Source organism: Methanosarcina baikalica, assembly GCF_031461075.1.
GTDB lineage: Archaea > Halobacteriota > Methanosarcinia > Methanosarcinales > Methanosarcinaceae > Methanosarcina > Methanosarcina baikalica.
This window is the reverse complement of record NZ_JAVKPK010000031.1, coordinates 1-12582: the sequence shown is the minus strand read 5'-3', so window position 1 is coordinate 12582 and position 12582 is coordinate 1. Positions and strand designations below refer to the sequence as shown.

The following is a 12582-nucleotide window of genomic DNA, read 5'->3' as shown; positions in this document are numbered from 1 at the left end:
AGCAAGAACTTTTAGATCAAAATATTGCTTTTGACAGAACATTGTATGTTGATGGAGATTGGATCAAGAAAGGGTGGAAAACAAAGTTTGAAGCTCTGTTGGGAAGAGAAATTTCAGAAAAAGAATGGAAAAAGATGCGATATAAATCTGTTTACGTTATCGCCACAAAAGAAAAGGTCGTTTTGGATTTTGAGATAACTGACAGATTACCAACAATTGAAGCTCTGATACCTCTTTTCATACGAATAAAAAACCGATTTCCTGAAGGTAAAATACAAAGGATCGTCTCTGATGAAGATAAAGCAATCATTGGAGCTGTAAAAAGTGTCTTCCCTGAAGTAGCTCACTCCTTTTGCGTGTTCCATCAATTGAAAAACGTTAGCAAGAGATATATTGAAGAATTCAGATCTACCAAAAATATTCCCGAAAATGATGAGCTTGTGTACAATGAAATATGTCAATTAATACGTTCGGATACTGTTGTCAGTGCTGTTGTATGTTTTCAAAAGATACGAGAATTGGACTATAATCTGGAACTTTCAGAAGCGTCTCGAAAAGCGATTTCTTATGCAGAAGAGATTTTCAAGAAGAATGTAAACTTCTTGAAAAAAGGTTTCACACCAGAAACGGATAATACAATGGAACAAGTCTTTTCCTTGATAAGTGATATCGTAGACAAAGCAAGATCATTCAAAACTGATAGTGGGCTAACTAATTTCTGTTACAATTTGTTTACTTATTTCAACAAAAGGTGTTTCAGTACTGGAAAATGGAGAGGATTCTCACCTTTAATGAGGGCAAGATTCCAATATGGATAAAGGTAGAAGAAAAAAAATAACTCTTCAATTTAAAATGGAATTCCTATAGCGGTAGCTGATGAAAATCTACATAAAAATAGGGTATGTAACAAAAAAAATTATATAAGTTCTTGCATCAATAAATAAACTTTCTCAAAATGAGTAGATTAGTTTACTCAAATTATAATGAAATTTCTTGATTTTTTCAAAATTGAAGAAGATCCAGAAAAAATTAAAAAGACTCTAAAGTAACCTTTGATAAGCTTAACTCTTTAATCAGACATGAAAACAATTCCAGAATACGTTTGTTCAAATTAGCAATATGTAATAGGCTTCCTTGATGAATATTATCATTTATAGAATATACCTCTTTAGCCAATAGCTGTCAAAAAAAGCACTATTGGTCATCGTTTAACGAATTTTATGCACAACTTCGAATACCAGGTATAGCGATTTTCCAACACAATTCTTAAAGAAAATAGCATAAAAAATAACACTTTTTGGCGTTTTGCACCTTAACCAAATCAACATGAAAAAAGCAAGAAAAACATGGAATTAAGGAAGCAAAGGCACAATTATTCTGTGCTTTCGGTGTTTTCAGTGGTTATAAAGCGTGGAACGAGTTTTCCCGTGCCCTTCCGTTTTGGATGTGATATAAATATTCTGATTTAAATAGTTTGAATTTCTATTGTACTGTTTTTCAGTAAAACTACTTTAGTCCTAGATAATAATAAAATGAGATGAGGCTCATTCGCTGGCCTTTTTAAATGGATGCCGGTCAATTTTAGTCCTGCTTCTGTAGTCCGGCGAAGGACTGTGCGAATGAGTCGTCATCGGTTCTACATTTTATAGACTGTTTTTAAATGTGTAGTTTATTTTTTATTCTCCACTATTTAGACAGACGATTTCTATCTAAACAGCTTAGTTTGTGGTGGATAGTCAGCAGCAGCGATTGGAATCACTGCCTAAACTCGCTTAGTCCCACCAGCCGCCCCTACCGCCACCACAGCGTTCTGATACACAGCCGCGGATGTTAAAGAACTTGGTCTTGACCCTGTCGCGGAAGCCGCCTCCACAGCCTCCTCCCCAGCCGCCATCAAATCCGCCACAGCCTCCGAAGCCTCCGCCACAGCCTCCGCCACAGCCTCCGCCACAGCCGCCATCAAATCCGTCTCTTCCTCTTAAGAATGGAAATCCTCCAAATCCTCCCATAGTATTTACCTCCACGTTTGTTGTATACTTACTATTGTTTTTTTAAATTATTCATTTCGTACGTCTTTTCTACTCTTTTTGCATATAGGAGAAGATAAAATTAGAGTGCGCAATTTACCAGAGTGTAGGATTAAGAATGCGCAATTACCAACGTATACACGAATGCATACGATTCTCTAATTAAATTTGTTATCAACTCCGAAGTCCATTATTACTCCTGACAATTACGCTTATCTACTTCAATATATAGAGAAACGGATCTGACTTAAATTGCCAGAAGTACAGATAATTATTATAATAATAAATTATATAAATACAATAGAATAATAAATTCTTAACATTAAATAGTCATTGAAAAATCAGGTAAACTATACACTAACAAATTACATTTAATTTATATTTAATTTACAAATTTTATTTGTTAATATCCCAATAAAATAAGGAGTTCTAAACTGCAATTTGATATTTAGGCAAAAATAAAACCCTTATGATATAAATATACTATATTTTCCAATTATAATCGATTTGAAGGCTCAAAAAAGGTGTATTTAGCCGAAAAAAATAGTACTACTCATTTTGTTTTTAAACTTCGACGCTTTAGTTACTTTGTTTAAAAGTTAATTATTCATATTTATTCTTTTTCAAAGTTAGTTGTTCCTTTAAAAGTAACTCCTATTTTTATAAATGGCTAATTATGAGAGGCGAATTTTCGATTTTACCTATAAATAAATTTGAGAATTCGTCAATTCAGTGCATCCAAATTATACTGAATAGAAACCGTTCGCCTTCAAACACATGAGGCTTGCAGTTGCTAATTCCCAGGTAATAAAGTATATAGCCATCAATTCAAGACGAGACAATTAATCCGAAATTGTCTTCCTGGTTTTGAATTGATGGCTATTATGTTATTTCATTCATACTCCGTATTCTTGGGTTCAGCGATTGGCTTAGCGATTACTCTTAGCACCAATCGTTCCAGCCGCCGCAACGACCCCAGCGGCCCCAGCGGCCCCAGCCACCACAGCCGCCCCAGCCACAGTTATTCCACCACATTATATTTACCTCCAGAATTTTGCGATGTTATTTTAGATTTTTTGAGTGTTGTAGAAGGTGGACTTTCAAAGATTAGAGAATTGCATACCCTAGTGTTATACTATGGAGAATTGCGACTCTAATCAAATTTCTTCATCCACCCCCAATCATACTCTCATGGCAATTTTTTTAGAAATTATTCGAATTACTTATTTCCATCTGAAGAGGAACACTTCTGCCATGAAAGCATGATTATAATATAATTTAGAATTATATAAAAGATATAGAATAACTGTTTCTTAATATTAATAGACTTTGAAAAACTGAGTAAACCCTCTGTCAATAAAACAAGCTTACTTTTACATTTATTCTACAATTCCTAATTCTATTAAAGCTCTCAATAAATCAGGAATAAAAATCTGTAATTCAATATTTAACCAAAAAATATACTCTCAATAATAGTTATAAGCTATATTTCCTGCTTAAATACGATTTAAAACCTTAAAAGATGCGCATTTAGTTGAAAAAGTTGCGTAACTCTTTTTATTTTTAAACTTCTTCACTTCAGTCTTTTCCGTTCTGAGTAAAATATCCATATAAAGGGCGACTATTCAACAGGAAAAGTTTTTAGATCCGGATAGTAAATTAAAATAGAATAACTTGTCAATTAGTTATGTATATAAGATCTTTAATTGGATTGTTTGAATTTTAAAAATCTGCAATCCCTATCAATTTCTTTGCCCATTTTAATTTATTTTTCTTGGTCGAGTTTACATCGTTATCTTCAAAATCAAAACCTTCTAGCTTAATTAATTTAGCTCCAAATTCCCTGGATAAAAAAAGTATCTGTCTCCACCGCTGAATCCACCGAAATTGTACACCTTATCAAAAGGTCTTGCCTGAGTAGTTGCAATAAAGAGTTTAAAACAGGACGCATATTTTTCGAGCTTATCAATATTGTCTCCGTGGACAGGGATCAGGACTATTTAGCCCTTTTAACAGGCGAGAATTTCGTTTTCAATGTCAGCTTCGGAACTACCGTCAAGGTAGGTGCAGATGACTTCAGGCACAATGCCTATATCCATGAGGACTGCGGTTGCTCCGTCGGCTACAATTTAACCGTAAAATCAGGAAATTGATCTCCTAAAAGTCGTTTTCAGCTTTTGATTTTCTTGGATTCTTAATTATATTTAGTTAAAGAATATATTTTATAGGACTTACGCACTTGAAGTACCAAATCAAGTACGAGCAGCATCACCGGAATTAGTAGGATTTAGACAGTTAAGTATTTAGTGTTGCTGTTTTTCTGTTCAACTGCGTAAGTCCTATTTTATTAATATAGTTTTTTAATATATAATTTAAGATTGAGGCTCTTTATGTTTTTTCTGGATTTTTGATAGATTGTAGTCAAAAATTTTCCAGTTGAAAATTACAAAACGGAAGTTACAATAAAGTTTCGTCTTGATCGGCGGTCTTGCACGATAAACCAAGAAATAAATTTGAAAGCAGAAAAGGAGTTTGAGTAATGGCAACTTTAACAGTTCTGAAGTTTGAAAACGCTTTAGATGCAGAAAATGCACCTGACGTTATTGAGGATTTAAGCAAGAAAAACCTGATTAACCTGCATGATGCAGCCGTAGTTACCTAGCCTGAAGGAGAAAAGAAGCCAAAAACAAAGCAATTGCACAATTTAGCAGGTGCAGGTGCAATGAGTGGCGCTTTTTGGGGCATGCTATTTGGCATCATCTTCTTTGTTCCTATATTTGATCTGGTCGTTGGGGCCGCAATGGGGTCCCTGACCGGTTCAATGGCTGATGTAGGAATTAATGATGATTTTATCAAGTCTGTCCGCAGCAAAGTAACTGAAGGTACGTCAGCCCTCTTTTTGCTGACCACTGATGCAGTGAAGGATAAGGTCTTCGAAGCCATGAAACAGTTCAAGTTTGAACTCATTGCTTCCAATCTATCCAAGGAAGAAGAAAATAAGCTGCGTACAGCCTTTGCAGAAGAACAAACTCAGTCGATTAATCAGGTTCCACCAGAGAGTTACCTCTCTGGAACCCACATTAGTTTTTCGGAATCGATAATCAGGCAAGGAAATTGCGAATTTTAAATAAAACAAACGGCTGGCAGGAGCGCAGTTTCTTTTCCAATTTGCCTTTGTCTCCAGAGCTCTTCAAAAGTATAGCCAGCGATTGGAGAGACATATATGCCATCGAAAGAACAGAAACAAGGCACTACTTTCCCAGGTGTGATAGGACGCTGCAGACCGGTCAGAACCAGCCTTACCGGAACCCAGGGCGCCAAAGAGAATGCTTCCAACGTTCTGTTCATTATACTTTAGGACTTACGCACTTGAAGCACAAAACCAAGAATATTCGACGTTGTGACTGGTTTAGTGTTTTATACAGTTAAGGGTTTAATGCTATTGCTTTCTGAGTTCAACCGCGTAAGTCCTATACTTGATGATACAGGCTTTGGACAATTTGGGTGCTATGGTAGCCCTATCCAAACACCCAACCTGAATGGCCTGGTTGCGGGAGGCCTTGATATACTATATGCATATGACTGAGCTTTGATTCCCTATCCGTTCATGCATGATTACTGGCCGAAACCATCATTTGAACAATATAGTCTGCATTACCAAGGGCTCAACTGGCTATCCAGGCTATAACGGCAATATATCTTTTGAGAATGGCTTTTTTTGTCAGAGACACTTCTGCAGCATGGTTACTTATGGTCGATGACCTTTGAGAAGGGGTTTTGAGCGCTTCTACGGCTTTTTGAGAGGCAAAGCTTACATTACCTTAATTGGTTTACTATGATTACTTTGCAAATCTTCCCAAAAATCCCGAAGGAGGCTACACCCTGAATGAGGATCTGACGGACAGAGCTATCCAGTTAGTCGCTGACGCCAAGCAGGTCACACCCAACAAGCCTTTTTTCATGTACTTATGCAGGAGCCATGCATGCTCTCCATCATGTTCCAAAAGAATGGGTAGATAACTATAAAGGAAAGTTCGATGACGATTGGGAAGCGTATCTGGAGAAAACATTCGCTAGGCAAAAAGGACCCCGCAGTGAGGACCGGTCTTAATCTGATTTCTATGCTCTGTAACAATAAGACTTACAGGAGGAATGTCAAAAATCTGTCTTCTCTCATAAGATTTGATTTCGGTATGCTCAAGATTATGTCCACATTCTTTACAGCAGTTCAAAGAATGATCTATACCTAATCAGGATCATTAACTCTGTCGAGAATAGATCCGGGATGACCGTCTTGACCCCCAGATTTTTGCCACTCTTTTTACGGCGACTCTTTGGATTGGGTTTTTCTTTCAGTAAAAAATCAGTAGAAGGAGGTTTACTGCTGTTTCTGCTGTTTTGATTTTAAAGATCAAAATAAGATTCAATTTATATGCAATTTTTCCTCGAGAAGAGGAAAAATTGTAGTATTTCAAATGTTACCTGAGTAGTTACAGATTAACTTATATATTCACCTTATTAAACCTCCACATAGCAGCAGATAGCATTGCAAGGGCAAAGAAAATGAGGCCCAGGAAAGATACGCTGATATCGGCTGTGGTATAAATATAGTGGTTTCCCATCACAGAGAAATTAGACCCTAAAGCAAAATAGCGGATCCCATCTGCCAGAAGGGTGAGCGGGTTAAACATCGAGAGAAACTTGAGGACAGCAGGAAAGGCATCAATAGGATAAAGGGCGTTACTTACAAAGAAAAGAGGCATGCTAAGCAGAGTAAGAATGGACTGCATTCCTTCCGGATTTTCAATGGTGATTGCAATAGAACCTGACAGGAAAAGGAAGCCTAAAGAAAAAATTGCCACCAGTAACATTATGCCTGAAAATGCGATAAAAGTTTCAGTAAGGGTGTATCCCTTAAAGAAGTCCATTCCTATAAGTTTGCCGAATCCTATTATTATGAATGTTTGAATAAAAGCTTTAGTCACACCGGAAAGTCCGATACCGAAAATTATATGAGATCTTGGAACAGGACTTGCGAGAGTTTCCCTCAAAAGGCTGAATTTTTTGTCAAACATGAGGGTAGTTCCCCCAAATAGGCTGCTGAACAGCACATCCATTGCAATTATTCCTGCACCCATGTAGGAAAGGTAATCTACTTTAGGAACACCGGGTATATCTGGAATAAGTGAAGTCAGTTGGTCAAAGCTATGTGACATCGCAAGCCCAAAGAACGCCAGCCACATTACAGGCTGAATCAGTGAACTGAAGAGTACTGATTTGAATCTGAAAAATTTAAGCATCTCTCTCCAGTATATGGCACGAAATTCAAAGCTCATTCAGAAACACCCTCCGTTTCCATTTCTTCATATTTCTCCTTTGTATCTCCTTCCCTTAACCCATGTCCTGTGTAATGAACAAAAACATCATCCATAGAAGGCTTTTTAATATTTACAGTTGTGATATCTATCCCTTCCTCCCGTATTTTCTCCATAATTTGAGGGAGTACATGCGTAACATTTTCCCCTATCATGACTCTCAGGGACTTTGTATCTTCTGTTACGGTTTTTACAGAGTTGAGTGACCTTAAAATCTCTGCAGCAATCTTATTGTTACTGGTTTCCAGGTAAATAAGATCTTTACCAAGTTTATTCTTTAATTCCTCCGCATTTCCGGTTACGATTATTTTCCCATGGTCGATTATGCTTATTCTGTCGCTCAACTGATCTGCTTCTTCCATATAGTGTGTTGTCAGGAATATGGTAGTGCCTTCTCTTTTAATTTCTCTAAGATATTCCCACATTCTCATTCTCGTCTGGATATCAAAACCTACAGTTGGCTCATCAAGGAAGAGGACTGCAGGTTTTGTCATTAATCCTCTGGCAAGCTCAAGCCTTCTTTTCATGCCACCGCTCAGTTCTTTTCCCAGGGTATCCCTCTTGCCTTCCAGCTCGGTCAATTTTAAGAGTTCTTCGATACGTTCTTTTCTTTCTTTTTTAGGCATCGAATAGATTTTGCCATGATATTCAAGGTTCTCAGATACGGTCATTTCATGATCAAGGCAAAGCATCTGAAAAACGATACCTATTGATCTTCTTACGGATTTTGATTCCTTGGCGACATCATACCCGTTAACTCTGGCTTCGCCTTTCTGGATTTTTCGGAGTGTCGTGAGAATATTAATCACGGTACTCTTGCCCGCCCCATTTGGGCCAAGAAAGGAAAAAATCTCCCCTTGTTTTACAGTAAAACTGATATCGTCAACAGCTTTTACAGATCCATATGCATACTCAAGATTATTTACTTCTATGACGTTTCCGGTCATTCGTAAATCAACCCCTTTCCTCTATCATATCGGCTCACTTTATCACTCATATTAGACCCCCAATCTTGAGTGAGTGTGGATTTAATAAGTAATTTATTGCAACTATTAAGTTTGAATAAATATCTTGATAGTTATATAGAAGTAGTTGTGCCTCGGATGGTTTATACAAATAGGAAATAAAGTTTCTAAACTAACTTCTGAAAAGCTATTCGTTTTCGTGTCAGACATTTTTAATAGTCAATTAATGTTTTTAATTGTGCTGCAGACGTGCAAATAAATGAAATATAAAGGGATCTACTGATATTTACTGACATTTAGGCGTTTTAAAAAGTTAACCGTATAAAAAATGACTTAAATAATCCACATGAGCTTTAACACTTTCAGGATCCAATGAATTATACAAAAATTTTTGTAGAGTATAAATATAAAATGTAAAAACTATATTAAGCTTCATAAACGAAGTGCTAAGTCCAAGTTCTATTTATGTAGAAATTCTCATTAGAACCTGCGATAATTTGCTAACATTTTCCTAAAACGTATTAAAAAAGTAAGAATAAATATTCATAAGTTCCAGAAAAGACGGTTTTTCAGGAATCTTTCCTTCATGCCTTGAAAAATGGCTATCATTCTTTTTCTTTTCATAGTCAGTAATTCTTTCAGACTCGACCGTTATTATTACCAGTAGCAGTCACAGTCCCTACCAGTAGCAGTCGCGGCCACGGCCCCAGCCACGGAATTTATTGAAGCAGTCGGGATCCTGATATATTTTAATTCTGTTGTCCTCTTTAAAGCCCGCTACGGACGTGTGCTTATCTTCTACTATATGAAAAACACCTATCTATTGACTTCAATTTTCGAATGTAAGGTTTGAAAAGAGATAGAAAAAAGGTAGCAGGGTCAATTAATAAACCAACGACTGGACAGGTGGCCTTCAAATCTGGCAAAAAGTTTGGGTGGTTAGATTTGATAATGATTTCCCACACCATCTGCAATAGTTCATCTTTTTTATCTTTCTTACAAAAGAATGCACCAAGCATATAGGTAATATTAGAAGCTATTTCAAAGCCAGAAGTTTTTGTGTTTCCTTTCCCAAAAGCGTCTGAACTTCACGTATACTCAGGCTTCGATTCAACATTTGATCCTGTTGTAACAGCTTATTTGCAGATTTATTTATCGAGTCTGATTTCCTATTCATTCCGCTTTAATTTTATCTCTAATCCCTTCAGCTTTTGTTAAATTTTCTGAAGAACTTTGATTCGAATAAAGGTTAGAGATGATATATTTTTCTGCACAGTAGATGTCACTTGAATTATTTTATTTAACAACTAAGTTGATATCAGTTGCATTCATAGCTGGCAAAAATATCATGCTTAACAGCAGTATTACTAAAATAGCGTTCCTATTCCAAATTTTCTTATAGCCATTATCTTACTGTGTATTACCGAGGAGGCGGATCAAGTAAGCCTTAAGTATTCTCAAAGCTAACATTATTATGTCTTTTAGGGCACGTGGAATTCAGGTGATTCTGAAAAATCTATTTGAACTCCATAAATTCCTTTTTGTTAGTTCTGTATAAGTTTTCTGTATAAAGTATTAAACTACGTGATTTTCATGCTCATTTAATGTCCCTGCTTATCTCCTGATCTTTGATTATTAGAAGCGTTGGCTAGAAAGGACATATATAAGCAGATTGCCTTAACTCATATTCAGACATATATATAAAAAAATAATTGTGAAATTTTAAAGTTTTTTAAGCCCATATTTTAAGTAATTAATGTTAAATTTAGACATGGACCGTATCTAATCGAGACAAATTGGTAAATAAGCGCATATATTGCCGGAATTATCCAGTGAATTATAACCGCAAGGATGAGAAATAGACAGCAGTTAGAGGATGCCCCTATTAATAATACAATATAACTAAATAGCTTCTTCAGTTAATATTATTAAAGGGAATATAATTCGGTTAAAAATTAGACAAAACAGAGGGTAAAAAGGAAAGATCAAAAAAGTGTTCATAAAAAAATAAGATATTATTTCAAAACGAATATATATACGATGAATATAACTATAGAATACGCTACTCCATTACCTGGAAGCGCATACTACATCTGAAAAAAGAAATTGCAAGGCACTCCTATAATTTTTGAAGACCTTTTGCATAAGAGTAAAGATAAATAAGATTTTACGACCCAGAGTTCAGACTATCTGCAACACCGTAAAAGCGGTTAAGATGCCATTTATGTCCTGAAAGTCCAGGTCGTTCAGCATCTCTTATACACAAAGATTATTATAGGGGTAAATCCATATCGAAATGGGGATAACTTCAGTATATTGGTGGTGTGTAAAAAATGAAATCATTCGCATTAGTCCGGGCAGACGACTCGGATAAAGTAAAAATAGCATTACATGATCTGGAACGATACGGACATATTCAATTTTCAGCAACTCCAAAGTGCATAGAACCAAACTATGCTGATGAGCTTCTTGTTAGTGTAATGGGCGTATCCCTCAAGTCAAAATGTAACTCTGCGGCATTAGTTGAATTGAATAATCACGCAGGGGCGGCAATTAGCAGGCTGAAGAAAATTCATCCTCCTGCTCATATAATTATTATAAGTCCAAGACACAAAATGTTTGAAGAACTGGCTGGTAAGTTTCCAAAATATCCAGAATTCGACCGGACATTCAATCACCAAAAGGGCCCACAAAGTATGGAAATAATTCAGGAGAAAGGGGAATCTTCCAATCCCATGCACAAAGAATAAAATTAATCCGCTAAATATTAACACTAACTTTTTCTTTTTTGTATTAATGAAAACAGCAGTTAACTCAAACGGTTAACTTATTTACAAACAGTTGATTACAAACAGTTGACTTATTTATGCGCTTTCTTCTGTGTCTTTTATAAAGTTTTTCATTTTATATTTAAATTAAGTCTCTGGAGATGAGCTTTCGAACCTTACCTTTACGGAAGGTCCTGCTCAAAGCAGGAACCAGTCTTCAATTTCAGCCTGGAGACGTAAGTATACAGGCTTTCCACGTCTTTAATCTCTTTTTGAGACATAAGCCTCAATTTATTCCGAATCTGAAGCTCGGGTTTCAGACCAAAGTTTTCGAAATATTCTGAAAGCTTTACAGCCAGCAGGTCTCCCCGCCTGTCCCAATCTGTTAATATAACTACTTCGCTGCCAAGTCCGGCAATTCTCTCCGAGAAATTAAAAAGAGAGTGCCTGGTTGCAAGTTCAAAATTGCCTTCGATCCCAAGCCTTTTAAGTGAGAGAATATCTCTTTTTCCTTCCACAATAATAATTGCTCCCCTTCCGGAATACTCTGAAAGCTCGGAGAGCAGCTCTTCAATTCTTTCAAGCCTTTTTCTGTAAACATCAAGATTGACCACGTTGTTCTGCAACCTATTTCTAATTATAATTTTAAGAAACTGTAACGAAACCTTAGTTTTACTTCTTAAGAGCCGGAAAACTACTCTTAAAACTCTGTCCTTTCTTAAAATCCGGGATTTATTTCATTAAGTGTGCTCTAAAAATAGAAACTGCCTGCTTGTAAGAAATTCCTTTTATCAGTAGAGACTTCTTACTGCTTGTTGCTCCGCTGCTTATTAAAATGTTCGAACTGCTGATTCCGAAGAGTTCGGCAAGGCATTCTACTAATTGTTCATTTGCCTTACCCTTCTGGGCATTTCTGGTCAGCTTTACTTCAATTCTCTTACGCCATTCATTATAACCGCTCGGAACTGAAACTGACCTGGAACCGGGCGTGACCTCGATATCAACAATAATAGCGGAGCCCAGGTCTTTAATTGCCTCTTCGAATGACATATGTATTATCTTTTTGGAGGTATTCTATAAATCAATAACGAATTAACCCGTTAGAACAAAGAAATAATCAGAAAATAGTGAGAAGTTAATCAGACATCAAAAAGAATTTATGTATCTATTGGCCAGGCAACTCGTATGAAAGTTTTTGAAAACAGGAGAGAATAGTGCTGTAGCCCGGACGCACTAACTCCGAAAGCTCATCCTCTGGTTTTCCGCAGTCACTTTCAGTTACCCTCGTGCCGGGCAATGTCACACTATTGATGTACCGCATTGGGGTTGTCTGTACACTCACAGTCAGGGTTTCCCATTATCTCGTGCAAGGACCTATACAATGCGACGGAACGACATATATCATTACCAATATATAAAAATAATGGTAAATGATGGATTCAATACT

At 36.4% G+C, this 12582-nt stretch carries 13 protein-coding genes and 1 pseudogene; 8 read left to right on the top strand and 6 right to left on the bottom strand.

Annotation, left to right across the window (positions count from 1 at the left end; genetic code table 11):
- Positions 1 to 41 precede the first annotated feature (41 nt).
- The gene (locus tag RG963_RS08960; RefSeq protein ID WP_310575923.1) at positions 42 to 818 is read left to right on the top strand and encodes a hypothetical protein; all 777 of its coding nucleotides are present in this window, start codon (positions 42 to 44) and stop codon (positions 816 to 818) included.
- Between the two features lie 954 nt (positions 819 to 1772).
- Here RG963_RS08960 and RG963_RS08955 read toward each other — a convergent pair.
- Positions 1773 to 2009 carry a hypothetical protein gene (locus RG963_RS08955; RefSeq protein ID WP_310575922.1) on the bottom strand — a complete coding sequence of 79 codons (237 nt, stop codon included), beginning with the start codon at positions 2007 to 2009 and terminating at the stop codon, positions 1773 to 1775.
- Positions 2010 to 4006: 1997 nt separating this feature from the next.
- On the opposite strand from RG963_RS08955, the gene RG963_RS08950 reads away from it, so the two are divergent.
- The 6 genes from RG963_RS08950 (at position 4007) to RG963_RS08925 (ending at position 6047) form a co-directional block, all read left to right on the top strand.
- On the top strand, positions 4007 to 4180 hold the full coding sequence (locus RG963_RS08950) for a hypothetical protein (protein ID WP_310575921.1): 174 nt from the start codon (positions 4007 to 4009) through the stop codon (positions 4178 to 4180).
- Between the two features lie 386 nt (positions 4181 to 4566).
- Positions 4567 to 4689: a hypothetical protein gene (locus RG963_RS08945; RefSeq protein WP_310575920.1), complete on the top strand. Its 123-nt coding sequence runs from the start codon at positions 4567 to 4569 to the stop codon at positions 4687 to 4689.
- Between the two features lie 33 nt (positions 4690 to 4722).
- Positions 4723 to 5154: a DUF1269 domain-containing protein gene (locus RG963_RS08940; protein WP_310575919.1), complete on the top strand. Its 432-nt coding sequence runs from the start codon at positions 4723 to 4725 to the stop codon at positions 5152 to 5154.
- 96 nt (positions 5155 to 5250) lie between these two features.
- Complete coding sequence (locus RG963_RS08935; RefSeq protein WP_310575918.1) at positions 5251 to 5385, top strand: hypothetical protein; 135 nt, start codon at positions 5251 to 5253, stop codon at positions 5383 to 5385.
- A gap of 78 nt (positions 5386 to 5463) precedes the next feature.
- Positions 5464 to 5613 (top strand): hypothetical protein, encoded by a 150-nt coding sequence (locus tag RG963_RS08930; protein WP_310575917.1) that lies wholly within the window; start codon positions 5464 to 5466, stop codon positions 5611 to 5613.
- Positions 5614 to 5852: 239 nt separating this feature from the next.
- A complete protein-coding gene (locus tag RG963_RS08925; protein WP_310575916.1) occupies positions 5853 to 6047 on the top strand; it encodes a hypothetical protein in 195 nt (64 codons plus the stop codon).
- A gap of 62 nt (positions 6048 to 6109) precedes the next feature.
- On the opposite strand, the pseudogene RG963_RS08920 reads toward RG963_RS08925, so the two are convergent.
- From RG963_RS08920 to RG963_RS08910, 3 genes and pseudogenes are all read right to left on the bottom strand, one after another.
- Positions 6110 to 6431, bottom strand: a pseudogene (locus RG963_RS08920) (IS66 family transposase zinc-finger binding domain-containing protein); the annotation flags it as partial.
- Between the two features lie 98 nt (positions 6432 to 6529).
- The gene (locus RG963_RS08915) at positions 6530 to 7363 is read right to left on the bottom strand and encodes an ABC transporter permease (RefSeq protein WP_310575915.1); all 834 of its coding nucleotides are present in this window, start codon (positions 7361 to 7363) and stop codon (positions 6530 to 6532) included.
- Positions 7360 to 8349, bottom strand: coding sequence for an ATP-binding cassette domain-containing protein (locus RG963_RS08910; RefSeq protein WP_310575914.1), 990 nt, complete (start codon positions 8347 to 8349; stop codon positions 7360 to 7362). The genes RG963_RS08915 and RG963_RS08910 overlap by 4 nt, the downstream gene beginning before the upstream one ends.
- A 2351-nt stretch (positions 8350 to 10700) precedes the next feature.
- Here RG963_RS08910 and RG963_RS08905 point away from each other — a divergent pair.
- On the top strand, positions 10701 to 11117 hold the full coding sequence (locus RG963_RS08905) for a DUF356 domain-containing protein (RefSeq protein ID WP_310575913.1): 417 nt from the start codon (positions 10701 to 10703) through the stop codon (positions 11115 to 11117).
- 200 nt (positions 11118 to 11317) lie between these two features.
- On the opposite strand, the gene RG963_RS08900 is transcribed toward RG963_RS08905, so the two are convergent.
- Both RG963_RS08900 and RG963_RS08895 read right to left on the bottom strand, forming a co-directional pair.
- Complete coding sequence (locus RG963_RS08900) at positions 11318 to 11749, bottom strand: toprim domain-containing protein (protein WP_310575912.1); 432 nt, start codon at positions 11747 to 11749, stop codon at positions 11318 to 11320.
- 118 nt (positions 11750 to 11867) lie between these two features.
- Entirely contained in the window at positions 11868 to 12185 is a 318-nt protein-coding gene (locus RG963_RS08895; protein WP_396654708.1) for a DUF167 domain-containing protein, read from the bottom strand.
- Between the last annotated feature and the right edge of the window lie 397 nt (positions 12186 to 12582).

Bases quoted from the DNA above. Each gene is read 5' to 3' on its own strand.
- RG963_RS08955 (WP_310575922.1), bottom strand. From the start codon at position 2,009: ATGGGAGGATTTGGAGGATTTCCATTCTTAAGAGGAAGAGACGGATTT.
- RG963_RS08945 (WP_310575920.1), top strand. From the start codon at position 4,567: ATGGCAACTTTAACAGTTCTGAAGTTTGAAAACGCTTTAGATGCAGAA.
- RG963_RS08935 (WP_310575918.1), top strand. From the start codon at position 5,251: ATGCCATCGAAAGAACAGAAACAAGGCACTACTTTCCCAGGTGTGATA.
- RG963_RS08930 (WP_310575917.1), top strand. From the start codon at position 5,464: ATGCTATTGCTTTCTGAGTTCAACCGCGTAAGTCCTATACTTGATGAT.
- RG963_RS08915 (WP_310575915.1), bottom strand. From the start codon at position 7,363: ATGAGCTTTGAATTTCGTGCCATATACTGGAGAGAGATGCTTAAATTT.
- RG963_RS08910 (WP_310575914.1), bottom strand. From the start codon at position 8,349: ATGACCGGAAACGTCATAGAAGTAAATAATCTTGAGTATGCATATGGA.
- RG963_RS08905 (WP_310575913.1), top strand. From the start codon at position 10,701: ATGAAATCATTCGCATTAGTCCGGGCAGACGACTCGGATAAAGTAAAA.
- RG963_RS08895 (WP_396654708.1), bottom strand. From the start codon at position 12,185: ATGTCATTCGAAGAGGCAATTAAAGACCTGGGCTCCGCTATTATTGTT.